The following is a 20,194-nucleotide window of genomic DNA, read 5'->3' on the forward strand; positions in this document are numbered from 1 at the left end:
ATGAGCAGTAAGTAGTGAATAGTGAGGAGAAGTAGTAAGTAGTGAGAAAAGATAAAAGAGCTAAAGCTGCTGTTATGGAGCTTTAGCTCTTTTCGTATGTCCGTGCTTGGATAGAGCTCTATGATGCTGATGAAGAAGGTGCTTTGTTTACTATCATCATCCGTATTCAATAGAATAAACCGATAAACGTTAAATATTTAATGATTTAATCGGTTCATCATTTGAGTGGTTGAGTAAATCTCCTCCTAATACGTCATGGTAATACATACATCTATTAAACTAATTACTGAACTATCACGGTGAAAACACAGGCTTAACAATAAGAAGTTGCTTTACATTCATCTTCTGGTTTATAATACCTCATAATTCTATGCATAGATATACTAGGTATGTTAAAAGAAGGAGGGTCAGCATGAAAATCAGCAAAGAGCTGCTCAAGGGCTCTACAGGTACACTTGTACTGACGCTTTTATCACAAAAAGATATGTACGGCTATGAATTGATCAAAGAGCTGGAACAAAGTTCCCAGGGCATATTTTCGCTAAAAGAAGGCACATTGTATCCGATCCTTCATGCCATGGAGTCCGAACGCTGGGTAGAATCTTACTGGCAGGAGAGCAGCGGCAGGAAGCGCAAATACTATTCGATTACAGAGACAGGAATCGCGCAGCTTCAGGAAAAAACACGAGAGTGGAATCTGTTCAAAAATGCAGTCGATAGGGTCATTGGAAAGGAGAGTATGGGATGAGCATACACCAATCTCGGCATACACAGAGTGCTGCCGAATGTTCCCGGCAATTTCTGAATACCGTTGGCAAGGGAATTCGTTCCAAAGCAATCCGTGAGGAAATACGTATGGAAATGCAGTCCCATCTGGATGAACTGGCAGCCAGCAGACAGGAAGAAGGTTACCCGGAGGAGGAAGCGATGCTGTGGGCGATTGATCAAATGGGAGATGCCGATGCATTGAACCGCTCTTTTAGAAATATACATAAACCTGTTCTCAACTGGAAGCTGCTACTGCTTATCGGAATGGTAGCCGCCATGGGGCTTTTGACTGTTTTCTCCTTTAGTGCAGGTTACAGCGAAGCAGATTACCACAGTGCAATGATCGATTTCCAGCTTTTTTTTAGCATTCTGGGAATGATAGTGTTTATAGTCTTTTATTTTCTGGATTATCGTCTGTTCAGTCGATATGCCTGGCATCTCTATGGGTTTACCCTGATCGCGGAGTTACTGTTATTCCACGTCCCTTCGAGAATAAATTTTGAAGGAAAAGGGTGGTATTATGCAGTGATTGGACCTGTTTCACTGGATTGCTGGGCATTGGGGATATACGCTTATCTGATCGCTATAGCGGGTATACTGTCCCGGCAGGATTGGTCAACGGTTAACTGGAAGAGCAGATCCCATCTTGCTGTTCTGGCTGCGATGATTTTGCCTGCAGGCTTATATTTTGCTTTTGGCATGACTCACTGGCTGACACTGATTTTCTATATTGTTGCGGTTGCCATGATGTATGGCCGTGCAGGCGGTAACCGCCGACTGATTGTTGCACTTTCTGCAGCTTTTGCAGCAAGCGTTGGGCTAACCTTGTTCAAAAACAAGCAGGCATGGAATCGAATTACGGAGACATTTTCTTTCGCAGCGCCAGATCCGAATTATGCCTACAATAGATTTCAGATTATGCATTCTGTCCGCAGTGCAGGTTGGTGGGGACAGGGATTTGGCGTACGAGCCGATCATCTTCCGTATTCACCGTCCCAATTGGTGTTCACCTATTTCGCCTACGCTTTTGGCTGGATTGCTGCAGGGGTACTGCTGCTTGTCATAGCCATATTCATTACCCGGTGTCTGACGACCGTACGTTTGATTACAGATCCGTACGGACAGCTCGTATTCACTTCATTAGCAGTGATGCTGATCGGGCAATTGCTGTATACACTGGGAGCTTCTACCGGTGTGCTGCCATTTACAACTATGTATATGCCATTCTTTAGTTATGGTGCTACAGCTACAATTCTCAGCTATGCGGCTATCGGGATGATGCTGGGCATCTATCGTCGCAAAAAACTGATTTCTGTGTCCAAGAAGGTTCTATGACTGCGATAGTTATCAAATAACTGTACGGAAGAGATGTCTCCAGCGAAAGATTTATACTAAAATTATTTACACTTCATACAAGAAAATATAATTTCTATACAAAAGTTATTGTATTACCGGAATATAAATTGTTAAAAATCATATAATCCAGGTCCATATCTCGTCTCTAAATGTTACAATAAAAGGAAGACCAAATTCCATCCGGGGCCATTCACAATAGCCCCATATAATACAAATGTTCAGTACAATAGTCCATTCTGCACCTGTGGGAACCGTTCTATACTGACTGTACATTCAAATGAACGAACGGAGGACAACGATGTATTTACATGGAACAAGCAAGATTAATGAGCAGGGACATCTGGAGATCGGCGGCTGTGATACGGTTGCTCTGAAAGAGCAGTATGGCACCCCTTTATATATTATGGACGAACAATTAATCCGTCAGCGCTGCCGGGAATATATGGACGCTTTCCGCGCGACGGGGATGCAATTTCAGGTCGCTTATGCGAGCAAGGCATTCTGTACCATGGCGATGTGCCGCATTGTAGAAGAAGAAGGGCTGTCGCTGGATGTGGTCTCCGACGGAGAACTGTATACGGCGATGCAGGCCGGGTTCCCGGTGGAACGCATCCATTTTCATGGCAATAACAAGACGCCGGAGGAGCTGGAACTCGCACTGGATGCAGGTATCGGCTGTTTTGTGGTCGATAACCTGATCGAGCTGCATCTGCTGAACGCGATCGCTGCGGAGAAAGGGCTGCAGCCGAAGATTCTGCTGCGCGTTACTCCTGGTGTCGAAGCGCATACGCATGAATTTATCTCTACCGGACAGGAAGATTCCAAATTCGGATTCGATATCGGCAACGGCTCTGCATATGAGGCAGTTGTTCAGGCGGATCAGCTGTCCAGTGTTGAACTGCTCGGTTTGCACTCGCATATCGGGTCGCAGATTTTTGAAGTGGATGGGTTTGAAGTGGCAGCTCAGCGTGTGTCGGAGTTTGCCCGTCAGCTGCAGGACGAGAAAGATATTCACTTTTCCGTTATCAATCTGGGCGGTGGCTTTGGCATCCGGTATACCGAAGCAGACAGTCCGCTGCAGGTGTCCGATTATGTGCAGGCGATTGCCGAATCGGTCAAAAAGCATTTTGCCGACAGTGAAGGAACTGTGCCGCAGATCTGGATCGAGCCGGGACGCAGCATCGTCGGCGATGCCGGTACGACGCTGTATACGGTAGGAACGAGCAAGGACATCCCCGGCATCCGCAAATACGTCTCTGTTGATGGCGGCATGTCGGATAACCCGCGTACAGCCCTCTATGATGCCAAGTATGAAGCGGTGATCGCCAATCGTGCGGCGGATGAAACGTCCGAGCTCGTATCGGTCGCCGGCAAATGCTGTGAGAGCGGCGATATGCTGATCTGGGATATTGAGCTGGCTCATCCGGTATCCGGCGACCTGCTCGCTGTGGCCTGTACCGGTGCCTACAACTACTCGATGGCCAGCAATTATAACCGTCTGCGTCGTCCGGCCGTCGTGCTCGTTCAGGATGGACAGAGTGAAGTAATCGTCAGCCGCGAGAGCTATGAAGATCTGGTCGGCAATGACCGAATTCCGACGCGTCTGCAGGCATCGGCCGCTTTGCGCAGCTGATTCACAGGTAGAGAATATGCAGGGATGGTTATAATCTTTTGCGTTGAAATGAATTTCATAGTAAACTGATAGGGTGCTGTGCTGATCGCCTTTACGGGTATTCAGCATGGCATCCTGTATGTATTTTTAATATACAGCTTGTTGAATACACTCAATAACGCTGATACACGAGAGGAGATAGATGATTATGGCAAAACAGGCTAAAATCAAATTGGAAAATGGCGGCGAGGTAGTTATCGATCTGTTCGATCAGGATGCTCCTAATACGGTTGCCAACTTTGAGAAACTGGCAAGTGAAGGGTTCTACAACGGTCTTGTCTTCCACCGTGTAATCCCAGGTTTCGTAGCTCAGGGCGGATGCCCGAACGGTACAGGTACTGGTGGTCCAGGTTACATGATCGATTGCGAAATCAACCCGAACAAACACGAGCGCGGTTCCCTGGCTATGGCTCACGCCGGCCGCAACACAGGCGGAAGCCAGTTCTACATCGCTTACCAGCCACAGCCTCACCTGGATGGACAGCACACTGTTTTCGGTAAAGTCGTAAAAGGTATGGAATACGTTGACGCATTCCAGGGCCGCGACAAAATGGAAACTGTAGAAGTGGTAGAAGCATAATTTATAATTACTTATGAAATGATATCGCTTGGCGGCTGTGTAATGCAGCCTGCCAGCGAGCAGACAGGCTGTTCGGTGTCATATTGATACCGGGCAGCCTGTTTTTGATATGCATTTGTATGTGCAGTGAGAAAGACAGTATGGATATATATACTTTGGTGTTCTATTGTATAGAGTTATCGAACTATAGATCAATCCTCTTCCTGCTCATCCTGTGCTTTTTTGCGCTGCAAATAATAGACAATCGAATACGGGATCAGCAGACACGCAAACACAACTCCTCCTACAATAAGTGCATCCCGCATCGAATGCTCCGGCTGGCTAAACCATACTGCACCACCGGCAATAATCCCGGCTCCTGCCGCCAGAATCAGATTGTACAGGTAAGGCTTGGGTTTGCGGGCAGTCTCGGAACGATCCATATCTACGGAAATTCTCAGATTGGCATAGCCAAGAGTCATCGCCGTCAGCATAAATACAATCCATATCGGCTGCGCTATCATCTCTTCCAGCCCATACTTTACCAGTGTATACAGCAGAATGATGGCAATCCCTGCGCTTTGCACGCCAAAGGCAAGACGGATGTTTTTTAGATTCTGCATAACGAGTCGTTCATCCTTGATCGGTCGCATAATTTAGTCCTCCCTGTCTGTCCAGAATAGTTCATCCAGCGACTGATTGACCGCATAACAAATTTCCAGACACAGACGCAGTGTAGGATTATAGCTGCCTTTCTCAATCAGACTGATCGTCTGGCGGGTTACGCCGGTTCGGTCGGCGAGCTGCTGCTGTGTCAATCCCACCTGAATGCGGGCATTTCTTACTCTATTTCCCAAATCAGTCACCTCTACATATATGTAACATATATATTCCGTAATGTAAAATATAAATTACATTTTCGTTAAACATAATAACGTTATGTTTATTTTTGTAATGATCTGTGCTAATTTATATAACAAGTAATCATATGCCAGTTGGCTCTGTCACTATGAAGCGTTGAAGCAGTATTTGAATTGTACGTATCCAGGTCAGGAGATGAAGGCAAATGCAACATAATACGGATGTGCCGCATAGACTGCTGCTGCGCAAGGCGATGCTGCTAAGCGGAGAGCAGGTGGATGTACTGATGATGGATGGAATTATTTCCTCGATTCATCCATCCGGTCTAATGCAGCAGGATTCTGTCCAACCAGGAACGCAGCAGATTGATTGTGACGGGTGGTATGTCACCAGCGGCTGGATTGATATGCATGTTCACGCTTATTCCGAGCTGTCTCCCTACGGGGATGAGATTGATGAGATTGGTATCCGGCATGGCGTGACGACGATTGTGGACGCCGGCAGCTGCGGCGGCGATGATATTCACCAGCTGGTGCAGCAGAGCGTGGATACACGGACATCGCTGCTGGCCTTTCTGAATATTTCGCGAATTGGACTGCACCGGGTAGATGAACTGTCCAATCTGGAATGGATTGATGCAGCTCGGGTACAAGAAGCGGTGCAGCAGCACCCCGGTCATATCGTCGGACTGAAAGCAAGAATCAGCGCCAGTGTGGTACAGGATCTGGGTATTGAACCGCTGCGGCGGGCAAGGCAGTTATCTGCACAGGTGAATCTGCCATTGATGGTACATATCGGCTCGGGACCGCCGGATATCCGCGAGGTGCTGAGTCTGCTGGAATCCGGAGACATTGTCACCCATTATCTAAATGGCAAATCCAATAATCTGTTTGATGAGCAGGCTCAGCCCTTGCCTGAACTGATCGCTGCCCTGCAGCGGGGGATTCATCTGGATGTGGGTCATGGATCGGCCAGTTTTTCTTTTGCGGTAGCCGAGCAGGCGAGAGATGCAGGCATTCCCCTGTATACGATCAGCACGGATATTTACCGTCGTAACCGGCTGGATGGACCGGTGTATAATATGTCGAATGTACTCAGCAAATTTCTGTATCTGGGCTATGAATTGAAAGACATTATGGAAGCGGTAACGACCCATGCGGCGCAGTGGCTGAATCGTCCGAAACTGGCCGGCATGCAGCCTGGCGAACAGGCGGATCTGACCCTGTTTGCCATTGAGCCGGGACCGGTCATACTGACCGACTCGGAGGGAGAACAGCGTACAGCAGACCGACATATCGAAGCGAAGGGAGTCGTCAAAGATGGGACATTCTTTACATGTCAAGTACGGACTCAAGCGGGTCATTAATGCCAGTGGACGAATGAGCATTCTGGGTGTATCTGCACCGACAGATGCGGTGATGGAGGCGATGAAAACAGGCGGTCAGAGCTATGTGGAGATCGCCGATCTGGTTAATAAAGCGGGTGATTATATCGCCCGGCTGATCGGTTCGGAAGCGGCGGTGGTCGTCAACTCGGCTTCCAGCGGGATTGCACTCTCGGTCGCGGCGATCGTTACGGAAGGGAATCTTCGCCGCAGTCTGCGGCTTCATCAGGAACCTATTGTCCGCAGCGAGATTCTGATGTTCAAAGGCCACAACGTCCAGTACGGCGCGCCAGTCGAGACGATGGTCTATCTGGGCGGCGGCAGGGTGGTCGAGGTTGGTTATGCCAATGAAGGCCGCGCCGAGCATCTGGAAGAAGCGATTAACGAGCATACCGCCGCCATTTTGTATGTCAAATCCCATCATGCCGTGCAGAAGAACATGATTTCCTTTGAAGAAACGTGGGAGGTGGCTCATCGTCATCATATTCCGATGATTATCGATGCTGCCGCCGAGGAAGAACTGTCCCGGTATATTCCATATTCCGATCTGGTCATCTTCAGCGGCTCCAAAGCTATCGAAGGGCCGACCTCCGGCATCGTAGCCGGTAAACGGATGTACGTGGAATGGCTGAAGACGCAGCTGCACGGGATCGGACGCAGCATGAAGGTGGGCAAGGAGACGACATTCGGTCTGCTGCAGGCACTGGATGAATATCAGGACAAGCCGGATCGGAGCCAGCAGGAGAAGCAGAACCTTCAGGATATATTGCTGCCGCTGTCCGGTCAGCAGGGCATCACCGTCACGATTGTTCAGGATGAAGCGGGCCGGGCGATTTTCCGGGGCAGGGTACATATTGATCCATCAGCAGCCAGTCTGACCGCGCAGGAAGTGAATGACCGGCTGCGTGAAGGTGAGATCGCCATTTATACACGGGATTATGGAGTGAAGCAGGGCTTTTTTGATATTGATCCGCGGCCGCTGCTGGGTGATGATCTGGAGATCATTGCAAGCCGGATACGGGAAATTACAGGAGGCTGACATATGACCAATTTATCCGCAAGACTGTACCGCGGCCGCGCGGCACTCAATGTGCTGGCAGGCAGTATCAATAATGCAAAGCAGGTATTTGAAGCCGCTCAGGGATATGTACTGGTCGGCGTGCTGTCCAAGAACTATCCCGATGCCGAGTCCGCGGTGGAAGCGATGATGGCCTATGGTGAAGCGATAGAGGATGCGGTGTCGATCGGGCTTGGAGCAGGGGACAACCGTCAGGCGGCAGTGGTCGCCGAGATTGCCCGCAGCTACGCGGGTGCACATATCAATCAGGTATTCCCGGCTGTAGGCGCCACACGTGCGAATCTGGGCAGTAGGGACAGCTGGATCAACAGCCTGGTCTCACCGAGCGGGAAGCCGGGATACGTGAATATCTCCACGGGTCCTGCCAGTGCCGCCTGTGCCGATCAGGCTGTCGTACCGGTCAAGGCAGCGATTGCGCTGATTCGTGATATGGGCGGCAATGCGATCAAGTATTTTCCGATGAAAGGGCTGGAGCTGGAGGAGGAGTACCGCGCGGTCGCAGCCGCCTGTGCGCAGGAGCATTTTGCCCTGGAGCCGACCGGAGGCATTGAGCTGCATAATTTTGAGCGAATTGTGCAGATTGCACTGGAAGCGGGAGTGCCGCAGGTAATTCCGCATGTGTACTCCTCCATTATCGATTCCGGCAGCGGGGATACGATAGTGGAGCATGTACAGACACTGCACCATACGATGACCGAACTGGTGGATCGTTATGCATGAGACCTCTGCAGATGTACAGATGGGAACAGGCTGCCGTGTAGCGGCTTTTGGCGAAGTGATGATGCGGCTGCAGGTGCCCGGCTACGAGACACTGACGCAGGGCAGTGAACTGAAATATACATTTTCCGGCACAGGGGTAAATATTACTTCGGCGCTGTCCCGGTTCGGTCATGACGGCTATCTGATCACTACGCTGCCGTCCAATCCGCTGGGTGAAGCGGCGATCGCCTATCTGCGCCGGCTGGGCATCTCGACCTCACTGATCCAGCGCAGCGGCAAATATATCGGTATGTACTTTCTGGAGAATGGATTCGGTCCGCGACCCGGACGGGTGACCTATACGGATCGCCTGGGCAGCAGCTTCAATACAGCCGATCCGGACAACTATCCGTATGAACAGATCGCTCAACGGGTGCAGCTGATCCATTTCTGCGGTATTACACTGGCAATGAACGAAAGTGTGCGCCAGCAGATGAAGCGGCTGGCAGCAGCGGTACGAGAGCAGGGTGGGCAGGTTGTGCTGGACTGCAATTACCGTCCGTCACTATGGGGCCATGACAGTTATGAGATGGCCCGTCCGCATTATGAAGAAATGCTGGCCCATGCGGACATCGTCATGATGAACGAACGGGATGCAACAGGCATACTCGGTATGCCTGCAGAATCGACAGATCGCCTTGATCAATTAAAACAATTGATTCCACAGGTCGCCAGGAAGTATGATATTGCTGTAATCGCCGGAACGCACCGGGCGATTCATGAAGATAACACCCATTCACTGCAAGGCTATATTTACAAGAACGGTTCATTTGTCTTTTCCCGGCTGCTTACGTTTCCCGTGCATGACCGGATTGGCGCAGGTGATGCCTATACCGCCGGTATTATTCATGGTCAATTAACTGGCCTAGAACTGCAGCAGACTGCTGATTATGCGGCGACCGCTGCCATGCTGGCCCATACGGTTACCGGAGATACTCCGTTATCGACCGATATGGAGATCCGGCAGGCCATGACAGAGCAGAGCAGGGATGTAGACAGATGACCAGCAGAAAGGCAGGGACATTTCATGTCCATTACGCGAAAAAAAGGACCTCTTTATTTGCAGGTCAAGAAAATTATCAAAGACCGGATTCTGCACGGCGTCTATCCAATGGGAACGACGATCCCTTCCGAGCCGCAGCTGGAAAATGAATTTGGTGTCAGTAAAATGACCGTCCGTAACGCGGTACAGGAGCTGGCCCAGGAGGGATATGTGGAGAAGCGCAGCGGCGTCGGTACGACCGTGATCCGCAACACATCCCTTTCCCGATTGTCCAAAGGCAAACGGTTCACCGAGCTGCTGGTCGAAGAAGGGCATCAGATCCGCAAGCAGCTGTTGCATTCGGTCTGGGTGACCAACGAACCCGACAGCGAGATCTATCGGCTGTTTGGTCCGCGCTGTCTCAAGGTGGAACGCCTGTACTGGCTGGATGAACAGCCGTATATTCATTATGTGAATTACCTGGCACCGGTATTTCCGCTATCATTGGAACTGAAAGGCCTGGAACTGCAGTCAATGTACGATCTTATTGAAGAATACGGAATCGAGCTGCATAATTTCCGGGACAGCTTTACGGTGGCGACGGCGGACTTTGCAACCGAGGTGCTGCTGCGGGTAAAAGAAGATACAGCGCTGCTGCAGCGGCTGCGGTATTCCTATGATACGGACGGTAATCTGATCGAATACAGCAAAGGTTTTTACAATACAGAGCTTCAGCATTATCTTGTTAATTATGATGTGTAATAGGTAATCAAGGTACCGGCTGCATAGAGATATCGATATAGCAGGTTCGCTGTACGGCTGATTCCGGAATCAACCGCATAACGAAAAAGGACAGGCTTCCTGAGAGTAGCTTGTCCTTTTTCGTTATTTTATTTGGTTGGTGAATTCGATGATTCGTTTATTTAGCCGGGGCGTAAAAGCTGATCGTGCCGGTACTCTCGTCCGCGCTGACGAACAGATTGCGTCCGTTGACCCGGTGGATGCCTTCTGGTGATTCGCCTGCCGTTGGAATCAGGCCTTTGTATACCGGCTGGGCCGGATTGCCGATGTCAAAGAATAAAACAGCATCCGCGCGTTCGGAGGCCACGGCGAGAACCGATTTTCCATTTACAATGGATACCGTCAGATTCTCGACTTCGCTGCCTTTGTTGGGACTGCGATCATCCGGGTACAATCCGGCCTGTGCTGCTGCGCGGTCGATCAGATTGCCGCTGTCATAGACGCGGTTGCCCTGCAGATCCCAGACGGCAATATTGCGGCCGCCTGCTTTGACGCCATCCTTGAATTCGTTTTTGCCCAGGTCGCCTTCGTTGGCGGTGATCACATACTGACCGTCCGGGGTAAAGGCAATGCCATCCGGTTCATAACGCCCGGTCATCGTATCGGTAAAAGACACTTTGCCATCGTCTTTGAGATCCGCTGCATGGCGGGTCGTTCCGAGAGCGAACATGCGGGTAATCTGCTTGCTGTCCAGATCAACGAGGGCAATGACGTTGTTTTCCTGCAGCGTTACAGCCGCTGTGGTGCCTGCTTCATTGATGGCAACATACTCGGGCTGCGGCTCATGCGGATAGATGGCTCCTTTTACACCACTCAGATCGACAGGAAGATCGGTCACCGTGCCGTCCAGCGCATTGGCCTGGTTGAACTGGACAATTGTAATGCTGCCGGGACGCTTAGCATTTGGATAATCGAATTCTTCCGTAGCCGGGTCCAACTCTTCATCTTCAATCGCAATGACCGCATAGGTGCCATCTTTGGAAATAGCGATCGAATCGGGTCCAATACCAAGCGGATATGTTTTGGCTATCTTGTAGCTGGCCAGATCCACGACTGCGAGTATGCCTGGGTTGGCTTCATTTTTGTTGTCACCGGTACGAATGACAGCCAGCGCATATTTGCCATCTGGCATTACCGCTACACTGGTGACTTCGGCTTTGGCAGAAAGAGAATGGAAGCTGACCGTTTTGGCGACTTTAGTCTGATGGATATTGGCGATATCCAGAATTGTAATGCTGCCTTCATCCGCTTCGGTCACGACCAGACGCTTGCCATCCGGTGTGGAAGAAGCGATCTCGGCTTTGTCCAAAGGCATCTGAAAAGAAGCAGCCAGCGTATAGCCTGTCTGATTCTGCTTGGCCAGCACAGCCTGCTGCAGCTGCCCGGTCGTGTGCTCTGACACATACAGCGTGCCATTACGGAATACCGGTGCCTGATCCAGTCGAATCGCCTTGCCTGCGAGCATAGCCATCGTACTGCCCGAACGAAGGGAGAGCGTGACACCCCCAGCGGTCACGACCGCTTTCTGGGAAGCCCCATTCCAGCTAATCTTGCCCTGCATATTCTGCACCGTAGTACGCAGCGAAATATCCGCCTTGGCCGCAGCCGCCAAATGCCCACCGCTCACCAGACTGCCTCCAAGTACTGCCACCGTCGTCAGCAAAGCCAGACGCTTTGCCAGTTTCTTGCTATGTATACCTTTTCCCTGAATCATCAACAAACGCCCCTTTTATTTATAATGAGTACAGCATACAAAATGGATATGCATATATAAACAAAGCACGTACAAATGTTGTATCCGCACGGAACGAAAGAAAGGAAATAAGGGCAAAGGACGATTTTTAAGCCTGGAGGACGTGCCCTTATTCCTTTCCGTAGTGATTGATGCTAACAACACATAATATTAAAACAAGCGATGTCAAAAAATATATGCTGCAACATTTCATCCGTACAATCATACATCTGAAGGTGCACAAAACTTTCACTGTAAGCAGTCTAGCAACCAACCATATCTCCAGCGTTAAAGCAAATCAGCTGGTTTGTAAAACTTGGATTATGCTAAAATGACAGGGTATCACACTACATCATACGCGGACATATATCCGTGATAAGGAGAATACATATGCCGGGAACCTTATTTGTAAATGGCCGCTTCAACCCGCATACCGGTCTGCCTGCCGGGGCGGATGCAATCTATACCGAGGATGGAATGATCCGGGCCATAGGAAGCACCCGTGAGCTGCAGCTGCAGCTGACAGGTTCACAGTACAATACCGTAGATTGGGAAGGCGCAGCTGTGCTGCCTGGACTGGTCGATTCGCATATGCATTTGTCGATGCATGGAATGAAGCTGTCCATGCTGGACTTTTCCGATGTGCGATCCAGGGAAGAGATGCTGCATATGATCCGCGAACGGGTCCGTATTACGCCTGCCGGTGAATGGATTCTGGGCCTGAACTGGAATGAAAATGCCTTCACTCCAGCTGTGCCGCCGCTGCGCCGGGAGCTGGATGAGATCACGACCGATCATCCGGTCTATCTGACCCGGACCTGTTTTCATGCGTATCTGGCGAACAGTGAAGCGTTCCGTCGTGCCGGTGTAACGGCAGCCACCCCTGATCCTCCATCCGGCGCTTACGGGCGCGACGAAGCGGGCGAACTGAACGGCTGGGTGTATGAGGAAGCCAATATGGCTTTTACCGCCGTACAGCCGGAACCCGATTACATCACCCGCAAAAATGCGATTCGCCGCGCTTGTGAAGATGGACTGCGGCTCGGACTGACCGGCGCACATACCGAAGATTTGCGCTTTCTCGGCAGTATCGACAATATGCTGCGGATTTACCGGGAGCTGCGCGAAGAGGGGCTGCATTTCCGCAGCCATCAGCTAATTTATTATACGCATCTGCAGGAAGCCGAAGCGCTGGGACTGCGTGCCGGAGATGGCGACGAATGGATGCGGATCGGCGCAGCCAAGATTTTCTCGGATGGAGCGATCGGCGGCCGGACTGCGCTGCTGCAGCAGCCTTACAGCGATGCACCGGCGACCAAAGGCATGGCGATTCATCCACAGGAGCGACTGAACGAGATTACCGCCTATGCGCGGCGCCTCGGATTCCCAATTGCGGTTCATGCGATCGGAGACGGTGCAGCAGATATGACGCTGTCCGCCATGGAAGCCTATCCGCTGCAGGGTATCAGCCATCTGCCGGACCGCTTTATCCATGCCCAGGTACTGGACGCTTCCCTGCTGGAGCGAATGACCCGGCTGCAAATGATCGCCGATATTCAGCCAAGATTCGTTGCCAGTGATTTCCCATGGGTAATGGACCGGGTAGGCTTGGAACGTACAGAGTATCTGTACGCCTGGAAAAAGATGCTCACCGCCGGCGTCGTCTGCGCCGGAGGCAGTGATGCCCCTATCGAACCGTTGAACCCACTGCTCGGCCTGCACGCCGCTGTCACCCGGCGCAGACCCGATATGATGGAACCCGCTGAAGGCTATCTGCCCGAAGAACGACTGAGCATCCATGAGGCCGTACAGCTGTTTACAACCGGCAGCGCCGCCGCAGTCGCCGAACAAAACCAGCGCGGCTCCATCCAGATCGGCAAAGCCGCCGACTTCACCGCCCTGGACCGCGATATCTACCAAGGAGCCGACACCCTGCTGCAAGCACAGGTGCGCATGACTGTCGTAAACGGTGAAATTGGCTACCGTGCGTAGTACAAGAGCTGTTCCCGGTTAATATACGCAATTGATACAAAATGAACATAAATAAAAGCCCGCCAATTCCTTTGAAACGGGAGGTTCAAGATAAGAAGTGATTTTTGCGGAGCAAAATATCTTACTGCTTTAAGCCTGGAGATCTTCATTTACCCATTACAACAAAAGATATCCAGGCTTAACCGGAGGATGTGCCTTTATTCCTTTCTGGAGTGGATGAAGTAAAAATCGTCACATCAAAATGTACTTTCTTGATTTTCACCAAGTAAAATGGTATGATTTCACCAGCACGCTGCAAACAACTGCAGACGTGAGAAGTGACCATAAAATTCGATAATATTTTATCCTCGGGGCGGGGCGAAATTCCCCACCGGCGGTGTTGAGACAATATTTGGATGCGACTCCATTCATGGAGCCTGCTGCTGAATACGAAGCTCTAAGTCCGTGACCCGTTATCTGTGCCTGCTGGCCGGATGCGGTGGATCTGGTGAGAATCCGGAGCCGACAGTATAGTCTGGATGGGAGAGGAGAAACGGTACCACCGTTATCATAACGGTCGTACTAGAGTTGTCATTTAATTCACATATAGTCATCGGTTTATTTCTGGCAGGCATTTTTCGTATGTCATGTTATACCAGAGAGCGAGCTGTAAGATTATCTTGCAGCTGTACAACCGTATGAGTTATGTCCATAATGCACAGGAGAGTCGAGACCTTTTTAAAGGTTTGCGTGTATTTGCCGTATCGGTCTGTCGTACGTTGTACAGCTGAAGGCCATTTCGCAGATCCAAGGTTTTTTGACGACCCTGTCTGCCGGAACCCATAAATGACAATTCTGATTTCCTGTCTGATACACAGCCCCGTTGACCCGGTTATATACCGAGTCGCGGGGCTTTTTGTATATGCATCAGGTGAGATTGTTAGAAAGATATATTTTTGTTACTATATTATTAATAGTAACTATGTGTGTTTCGTGCTGGACAGCAGCTGACCTAATACGAAACGCCACTCACCCAAAGGAGCCTTGAATATGAACGTATTAAACGATGAATTTTATATGTCACTTGCACTGGATATGGCAGAGAGAGCTCAGGGGCAGACGGATATTAACCCGGTGGTCGGCTGTGTCGTTGTCAAGGACGGACGGATTGTCGGCATGGGTGCCCATCTCAAGCGAGGTACCGGTCATGCGGAAGTTCATGCGCTCAATATGGCTGGCACCGAAGCGGAGGGAGCGACCGCTTATGTGACGCTTGAACCGTGCAGCCACTATGGCAAGACCCCACCATGCAGCGACCGTCTGATCCAGGAAAAGGTCAAGCGTGTCGTCGTTGCCGCCGTAGATCCGAACCCGCAGGTTGCCGGTTCCGGCATCAAGCGGCTGCGCAGTCATGGTATAGAAGTCGTTACCGGTGTACTGGCGGAGCGTTCGGAGCGGCTGAACGAGACATTTAACAAATACATCACGACCAGGATGCCATTCGTTACGCTCAAGACCGCCAGTACGCTCGATGGACGTCTCGCTTCACGCACAGGCGACAGCAAATGGATCTCCAATGGTGATGCCCGCGAACGTGTCCATGGGATGCGTCACCGTCACCAGGGCATTATGGTCGGTATCGGAACGGTACTGGCAGATGATCCTGAACTGACGACCCGTACCGCCGTGCCCGGTATCCATCCGGTACGGATCGTAATTGACTCCAGACTGAGTATTCCGGATGGAGCCCGGCTGCTGAATACGGAAGAAGCCGATACGATCATTATTACAACGTCACAGACTGACCCTGATCGAATCCGGCAGCTGGAGCAGCAAAAGGGTGTACGTATACTGATCTGCGGCGATGGACCACAGGTGGATCTGCCGCTGGCGATGCGTACACTGGGTGAGCAGGAGCTATCCTCCATTTTGCTCGAAGGAGGCGGCCGGCTGAACGGAGCGATGCTCGAAGCCGGTCTGGTCGATCGCGTGACGCTCTTCTTCGCTCCCAAGCTGATTGGCGGCGGAATGTCTACCTTTACCTTGGACGGATTCGAGAAGATGAATCAGGCGGTGACGCTGGATCAGATGGAAGTGCGGCAGCTAGGCGACAACGTCTGTATCAGTGGTCGTGCAGTCTACCATCATCTGTAAAAGTAAAAAAATCAATATTCAGCATATCCTGAACCAAAGGAGGAAGCCCATGTTTACCGGATTGATTGAAGAAATCGGCACCCTGAAGCGCAGCGAACGCCGCGGCGAGACGATGGTCCTCGGTATTACTGCTTCCCGCATTATGCCCGGTCTGGCGATCGGTGACAGTGTATCGTGCAATGGTGTCTGTCTGACGGTCACCTCGATTGCGGGTTCGCTGTTCACTGTGGATGTCATGCCGGAGACCCACCGTCTGTCCAGTCTCAAGGACCTTCACTCCGGCAGCCCGATTAACCTGGAACGGGCGATGGCGGCCAATGGCCGATTCGGCGGTCATATTGTGCAGGGTCATGTCGACGGAACAGCTGTCATCGAGCAGGTGGAGCATAACCAGAATGCGGTCGTTTTCCGGATCAAGCCGCAGGATACTTCCCTGTTCCGCTATATTATTCCCAAAGGCTCTATCGCTGTCGACGGCATTAGCCTAACCGTGGTGGCAGTCATGAACGATAGCTTCACCATCTCGATCATTCCGCATACGCTCAAGGAAACGGTGCTTGCCCACCGTAAGCCTGGAGATACCGTAAATCTGGAATGTGATGTACTCGGCAAGTATGTAGAGCATATGCTGCAGTACCGCTCCGCTTCACCAAATGATGCACAATCCAATCACCAATCGGTACTGACCGCCAATTTTTTGCAGGAAAACGGATATATGTAATGCATCATTGGAGCATTTTCGCCAGCAGCCCATTATTATACCAAGGAGGGACCTACCATGGATAACGAACCTTCCGGTTTGCACCGGATTGAGGAAGCATTACACGATTTGCAGCAGGGTAAAGTTATCATCGTCGTGGATGATGAAGACCGGGAAAATGAAGGCGACTTTATAGCGCTCGCCGATCATGCCACTCCGCAGGTAATCAACTTTATGGTTACCGAAGGACGCGGTCTCGTCTGCCTGCCGATCACGGCAGAACGCGCCGAACAGCTGCAATTGCAGCCGATGGTATCCCAGAATACGGATTACCACGGCACCGCCTTTACCGTATCGGTCGACCATATGAGCACATCGACAGGCATCTCTGCCCACGAGCGCTCCATGACCGCACGGGCGATTACCGATCCATCAGCCGGCCCTGAACATTTCCGCCGCCCGGGCCACATGTTCCCGTTGATTGCCAATCCCGGCGGCGTCCTGTCCCGACCCGGCCATACGGAAGCCGCCATCGACCTGGCCCGCCTCTGTGGAGCTTATCCCGCAGGCGTTATCTGCGAAATCATGAACGAAGACGGCACCATGGCCCGCCTGGACCAACTGCGGACCATCGCCACCAAACACAACCTGCAGCTCATTAGCATCCAAGCCCTGATCATCTATCTACAAACCAAAACCAGCTCCACCCCAAGCAACCCGGCAACTTAAGCAAAAAATGTATTTTCCAGGGATAGATACCAACATGTCACTCCAGTCATCCTATCCCACGAGCACCACCAAACCATCATCCCAGAACCAAGCTAAGCATCACTTCTATCACCTAACCAGCACCACCAGCAACCCCAGGCAAGCAGCGCAGCGCCCTTGCCCGCCTTACTATCCGACCATCTTTTTTCGGGAGGCAGACAGCTGATCTTTCCCCGAGCGGACCCATCACAGGAACAGCTGTCCGCCTCCCCACTAACCCTACTTGAAATGAGGAAACTAACCATGGCTAACATTTTTGAAGGACACTTAGTCTCGCAGGATCTGAAATTCGGAATCGTTGTTGCACGTTTTAATGAGTTCATCACCAACAAGCTGCTCAGCGGCGCACTCGACGCTCTCCAGCGTCACGGCACACCGCAGGACAATATCGACGTCGCCTGGGTACCCGGAGCGTTTGAAATTCCGCTGATCGCCCAGAAAATGGCTGAATCCGGCAAATATGATGCCGTTATCACACTCGGCACCGTGATCCGCGGATCAACCAGTCATTATGACTATGTATGCAACGAAGTCGCCAAAGGCGTATCCGCCATCAATCTGAAAACAGGCGTACCGGTCATCTTCGGCGTGGTAACCACCGAAAATATCGAGCAGGCCATTGAACGTGCTGGTACCAAAGCAGGCAACAAAGGCTGGGATTCCGCAAATGCAGCAATTGAAATGGCGAATCTGACCAGACAGATGAAATAATTACTGAATAGTAGCGATTTTCCCGAAAAGAGGCTATCCTGAAAAGGAATGAGCCTCTTTTTTGCTGAATATGTATGGTCATAGCTATGCATTAAGGATAAAATAAGGTTTGTATGTTAAGCTTGTCGATGCTGCGACTGCCTGAATATAGAGGAGATGTGCGTTATGCATTTCCGGAGAACAGGGCCGCATCGAATGAATCCCATTAAAGGAGTGTGCCTGTGACTGTACTGTACAAACTGGAAACGTTTGAAGGGCCGCTCGATTTGCTGCTTCATTTAATTGACGAATCGGAAATTGACATCCAGAATATTCCGATCAGTGAAATCACGGAACAGTATCTGGAGTATCTTCATAGCATGAAGGAACTTGAGCTCGAAGTAACGAGCGAGTTTCTCGTTATGGCGGCGACGCTGCTGTCGATCAAGAGCAAGCTGCTGCTGCCCAGACCGCCGGTCATGGAGATGGATGATTTTGATTATTATGAGGAAGAAGATCTGGACCCGCGCGCAGAGCTGGTGCGCAAGCTCGTCGAATATCGCAAGTACAAGGGCATTGCCGGACATCTGCGTGAGCGGGAAGAAGAGCGGAGTCTGATTTTTACCAAGGAACCGGAAGATCTCAAGCCCTTTACCGCCAAAGTCAATTACAATCCGGTAGAAGGATTGCATACGATGGATCTGGTGGAAGCCTTCCGCAAGGCGCTTCGCCGGGCGAGCCGGAGAACACAGATTACCCGCATCCAGCGTGACGAGATCTCGGTCAAGGACCGGATTCGCGAAGTGGCCAATCGATTTTTGGCCCTGGAACGAGGAGAAAACCTGCTGTTCTCCAAACTGCTGGATCAAGCCATGTATCGCCATGAGATCGTGGTAACATTTTTGGCTGTACTGGAAATGATGAAAATGAAGCAGATTTCGTGTTATCAGAGCCAGCTTTTTGATGACATTGTGATGGAGTGGAGAGGAGAAATAAGCATTAATGAAGTCCCAGAAGTTGAAAGCAGTTATTGAAGGCATGCTGTTCCTGTCAGGCGAGGAAGGACTGAATGTCAAGCAGATCGCCGAAGTGACCGATCAGCCGGTACAGACGGTCCAGATCGCGATCGAAGAACTGCAGGCCGATCTCAAAAAAGCTCGCCGCGGCATTCAGATCATTCATATCGCAGGCAGCTACCAGCTGTCCACGCTGCCGGCACATGCGTCCTATTATGAGAAGCTGGCAGAATCGCCCAACCGTTCTTCCCTGTCTCAGGCTGCGTTGGAGACACTGTCGATCGTTGCCTACCGGCAGCCGATTACGCGCATTGAGATTGAGGAGATTCGCGGGGTCAAATCGGAACGCCCGATTCATACATTGGTTAACAAAGATCTGATTCAGGAAGTGGGCCGTGCCGAAGCGATCGGTCGTCCTATTTTATATGGAACCACCAAGGCGTTTCTCGATTATTTCGGTCTCAGCGGACTGCGGGAACTGCCGGATGCAGCCCTGTTCGAGGATGCCGGGGATCTCGAAGAAGAGACCCAGCTGCTGTTTCACCGTCTCGAGGAACAGACCTATAATGAAGATATTCCTGCACTGGAAGAACTCGGTGAGGAACTGATCGAGGCGGCAGAAGAAGTGCTGGCTGAAGAACCGGTAGCAGAATCTTTGCATCATCAGGATGAAGAGGAATACAAAGGCTGAGCAGGCATTTGCGTGCAGGAAGTGAATATCCTGTTTTATAGGATGGGAAATGTGTACTCTCGATCAGCAGTTCAATAAAAAGCAGACCGCCCGGAAGAAATCCGGCAGGTCTGCTTTTTTGGTAAAGGCTTAACAGCTGTGGTACTGCTGTACATTCCATTTCAATATTCCCTCGGATCGGTAACACCGTTGCCGCAAACAGCGGGCTGTTGGTTTATCCTTTTTTGGCATAATTCATAATCCCAATTTAAT

Annotated in this window: 18 protein-coding genes, 1 pseudogene and 1 riboswitch; of the genes and pseudogenes, 16 read left to right on the forward strand and 3 right to left on the reverse strand. The window is 50.9% G+C overall.

The window, feature by feature from the left end; all coding sequences use genetic code 11:
* The first annotated feature begins 412 nt into the window (after positions 1 to 412).
* The 4 genes from M1D61_RS08460 to M1D61_RS08475 all read left to right on the forward strand — a co-directional run bounded on the left by M1D61_RS08460 (position 413) and on the right by M1D61_RS08475 (position 4,376).
* Positions 413 to 748, forward strand: coding sequence for a PadR family transcriptional regulator (locus M1D61_RS08460; protein WP_046214975.1), 336 nt, complete (start codon positions 413 to 415; stop codon positions 746 to 748).
* Positions 745 to 2,103, forward strand: coding sequence for an FtsW/RodA/SpoVE family cell cycle protein (locus M1D61_RS08465; protein WP_458121948.1), 1,359 nt, complete (start codon positions 745 to 747; stop codon positions 2,101 to 2,103). The genes M1D61_RS08460 and M1D61_RS08465 overlap by 4 nt, the downstream gene beginning before the upstream one ends.
* Before the next feature lie 319 nt (positions 2,104 to 2,422).
* A complete protein-coding gene (gene lysA / locus M1D61_RS08470; protein ID WP_458121949.1) occupies positions 2,423 to 3,757 on the forward strand; it encodes a diaminopimelate decarboxylase in 1,335 nt (444 codons plus the stop codon).
* A gap of 187 nt (positions 3,758 to 3,944) precedes the next feature.
* Positions 3,945 to 4,376 (forward strand): peptidylprolyl isomerase, encoded by a 432-nt coding sequence (locus M1D61_RS08475; protein ID WP_046214978.1) that lies wholly within the window; start codon positions 3,945 to 3,947, stop codon positions 4,374 to 4,376.
* 191 nt (positions 4,377 to 4,567) lie between these two features.
* Here the strand turns inward: M1D61_RS08475 and M1D61_RS08480 are convergent, their stop codons facing one another.
* Together M1D61_RS08480 and M1D61_RS08485 are read right to left on the reverse strand one after the other, a co-directional pair.
* Positions 4,568 to 5,008: a hypothetical protein gene (locus tag M1D61_RS08480; protein ID WP_458121950.1), complete on the reverse strand. Its 441-nt coding sequence runs from the start codon at positions 5,006 to 5,008 to the stop codon at positions 4,568 to 4,570.
* Positions 5,009 to 5,011: 3 nt separating this feature from the next.
* Positions 5,012 to 5,212: a helix-turn-helix transcriptional regulator gene (locus tag M1D61_RS08485; protein ID WP_458121951.1), complete on the reverse strand. Its 201-nt coding sequence runs from the start codon at positions 5,210 to 5,212 to the stop codon at positions 5,012 to 5,014.
* 227 nt (positions 5,213 to 5,439) lie between these two features.
* Here M1D61_RS08485 and M1D61_RS08490 point away from each other — a divergent pair, with 227 nt between their 5' ends.
* The 5 genes from M1D61_RS08490 to M1D61_RS08510 are packed head-to-tail and all read left to right on the forward strand — an operon-like array spanning position 5,440 to position 10,181.
* The gene (locus M1D61_RS08490) at positions 5,440 to 6,582 is read left to right on the forward strand and encodes an amidohydrolase/deacetylase family metallohydrolase (protein ID WP_458122454.1); all 1,143 of its coding nucleotides are present in this window, start codon (positions 5,440 to 5,442) and stop codon (positions 6,580 to 6,582) included.
* On the forward strand, positions 6,536 to 7,639 hold the full coding sequence (locus M1D61_RS08495) for a DgaE family pyridoxal phosphate-dependent ammonia lyase (protein WP_458121952.1): 1,104 nt from the start codon (positions 6,536 to 6,538) through the stop codon (positions 7,637 to 7,639). The genes M1D61_RS08490 and M1D61_RS08495 overlap by 47 nt, the downstream gene beginning before the upstream one ends.
* Positions 7,640 to 7,642: 3 nt before the next feature.
* A complete protein-coding gene (gene dagF, locus M1D61_RS08500; RefSeq protein ID WP_458121953.1) occupies positions 7,643 to 8,398 on the forward strand; it encodes a 2-dehydro-3-deoxy-phosphogluconate aldolase in 756 nt (251 codons plus the stop codon).
* Positions 8,391 to 9,440 (forward strand): sugar kinase, encoded by a 1,050-nt coding sequence (locus M1D61_RS08505; RefSeq protein ID WP_458121954.1) that lies wholly within the window; start codon positions 8,391 to 8,393, stop codon positions 9,438 to 9,440. The genes dagF and M1D61_RS08505 overlap by 8 nt, the downstream gene beginning before the upstream one ends.
* Before the next feature lie 24 nt (positions 9,441 to 9,464).
* Positions 9,465 to 10,181 (forward strand): GntR family transcriptional regulator, encoded by a 717-nt coding sequence (locus M1D61_RS08510; protein ID WP_046214984.1) that lies wholly within the window; start codon positions 9,465 to 9,467, stop codon positions 10,179 to 10,181.
* A 157-nt stretch (positions 10,182 to 10,338) separates the two neighbouring features.
* On the opposite strand, the gene M1D61_RS08515 is transcribed toward M1D61_RS08510, so the two are convergent.
* Positions 10,339 to 11,934, reverse strand: coding sequence for a choice-of-anchor I domain-containing protein (locus tag M1D61_RS08515; RefSeq protein WP_458121955.1), 1,596 nt, complete (start codon positions 11,932 to 11,934; stop codon positions 10,339 to 10,341).
* Between the two features lie 408 nt (positions 11,935 to 12,342).
* On the opposite strand from M1D61_RS08515, the gene M1D61_RS08520 reads away from it, so the two are divergent.
* The 7 genes and pseudogenes from M1D61_RS08520 to scpB all read left to right on the forward strand — a co-directional run bounded on the left by M1D61_RS08520 (position 12,343) and on the right by scpB (position 19,942).
* Positions 12,343 to 13,944: an amidohydrolase gene (locus M1D61_RS08520; protein WP_458121956.1), complete on the forward strand. Its 1,602-nt coding sequence runs from the start codon at positions 12,343 to 12,345 to the stop codon at positions 13,942 to 13,944.
* A 339-nt stretch (positions 13,945 to 14,283) separates the two neighbouring features.
* Positions 14,284 to 14,478: riboswitch (FMN riboswitch) on the forward strand.
* Between the two features lie 495 nt (positions 14,479 to 14,973).
* Positions 14,974 to 16,077: a bifunctional diaminohydroxyphosphoribosylaminopyrimidine deaminase/5-amino-6-(5-phosphoribosylamino)uracil reductase RibD gene (gene ribD / locus M1D61_RS08525; protein WP_458121957.1), complete on the forward strand. Its 1,104-nt coding sequence runs from the start codon at positions 14,974 to 14,976 to the stop codon at positions 16,075 to 16,077.
* A 49-nt stretch (positions 16,078 to 16,126) separates the two neighbouring features.
* Entirely contained in the window at positions 16,127 to 16,798 is a 672-nt protein-coding gene (ribE, locus tag M1D61_RS08530; protein WP_458121958.1) for a riboflavin synthase, read from the forward strand.
* Positions 16,799 to 16,855: 57 nt separating this feature from the next.
* Positions 16,856 to 17,473: pseudogene (ribB, locus tag M1D61_RS08535) on the forward strand (3,4-dihydroxy-2-butanone-4-phosphate synthase); the annotation flags it as partial.
* A 315-nt stretch (positions 17,474 to 17,788) separates the two neighbouring features.
* Positions 17,789 to 18,256, forward strand: coding sequence for a 6,7-dimethyl-8-ribityllumazine synthase (gene ribH / locus M1D61_RS08540; RefSeq protein ID WP_046214991.1), 468 nt, complete (start codon positions 17,789 to 17,791; stop codon positions 18,254 to 18,256).
* Between the two features lie 221 nt (positions 18,257 to 18,477).
* Positions 18,478 to 19,269, forward strand: a complete 792-nt coding sequence (locus M1D61_RS08545; protein ID WP_046214992.1) for a segregation and condensation protein A — start codon at positions 18,478 to 18,480, stop codon at positions 19,267 to 19,269.
* Positions 19,238 to 19,942 (forward strand): SMC-Scp complex subunit ScpB, encoded by a 705-nt coding sequence (gene scpB, locus M1D61_RS08550; RefSeq protein ID WP_458121959.1) that lies wholly within the window; start codon positions 19,238 to 19,240, stop codon positions 19,940 to 19,942. Before M1D61_RS08545 ends, scpB begins: the two co-directional genes overlap by 32 nt.
* Positions 19,943 to 20,194 lie beyond the last annotated feature (252 nt).

It is taken from the genome of Paenibacillus sp. Z6-24 (assembly GCF_054161335.1).

Bases quoted from the DNA above. Each gene is read 5' to 3' on its own strand.
- ribH (WP_046214991.1), top strand. From the start codon at position 17,789: ATGGCTAACATTTTTGAAGGACACTTAGTCTCGCAGGATCTGAAATTC.
- M1D61_RS08475 (WP_046214978.1), top strand. From the start codon at position 3,945: ATGGCAAAACAGGCTAAAATCAAATTGGAAAATGGCGGCGAGGTAGTT.
- lysA (WP_458121949.1), top strand. From the start codon at position 2,423: ATGTATTTACATGGAACAAGCAAGATTAATGAGCAGGGACATCTGGAG.
- M1D61_RS08520 (WP_458121956.1), top strand. From the start codon at position 12,343: ATGCCGGGAACCTTATTTGTAAATGGCCGCTTCAACCCGCATACCGGT.
- M1D61_RS08480 (WP_458121950.1), bottom strand. From the start codon at position 5,008: ATGCGACCGATCAAGGATGAACGACTCGTTATGCAGAATCTAAAAAAC.
- scpB (WP_458121959.1), top strand. From the start codon at position 19,238: ATGAAGTCCCAGAAGTTGAAAGCAGTTATTGAAGGCATGCTGTTCCTG.
- M1D61_RS08495 (WP_458121952.1), top strand. From the start codon at position 6,536: ATGGGACATTCTTTACATGTCAAGTACGGACTCAAGCGGGTCATTAAT.
- dagF (WP_458121953.1), top strand. From the start codon at position 7,643: ATGACCAATTTATCCGCAAGACTGTACCGCGGCCGCGCGGCACTCAAT.
- M1D61_RS08465 (WP_458121948.1), top strand. From the start codon at position 745: ATGAGCATACACCAATCTCGGCATACACAGAGTGCTGCCGAATGTTCC.
- M1D61_RS08515 (WP_458121955.1), bottom strand. From the start codon at position 11,934: ATGATTCAGGGAAAAGGTATACATAGCAAGAAACTGGCAAAGCGTCTG.
- M1D61_RS08460 (WP_046214975.1), top strand. From the start codon at position 413: ATGAAAATCAGCAAAGAGCTGCTCAAGGGCTCTACAGGTACACTTGTA.
- ribE (WP_458121958.1), top strand. From the start codon at position 16,127: ATGTTTACCGGATTGATTGAAGAAATCGGCACCCTGAAGCGCAGCGAA.
- M1D61_RS08505 (WP_458121954.1), top strand. From the start codon at position 8,391: ATGCATGAGACCTCTGCAGATGTACAGATGGGAACAGGCTGCCGTGTA.
- ribD (WP_458121957.1), top strand. From the start codon at position 14,974: ATGAACGTATTAAACGATGAATTTTATATGTCACTTGCACTGGATATG.
- M1D61_RS08510 (WP_046214984.1), top strand. From the start codon at position 9,465: ATGTCCATTACGCGAAAAAAAGGACCTCTTTATTTGCAGGTCAAGAAA.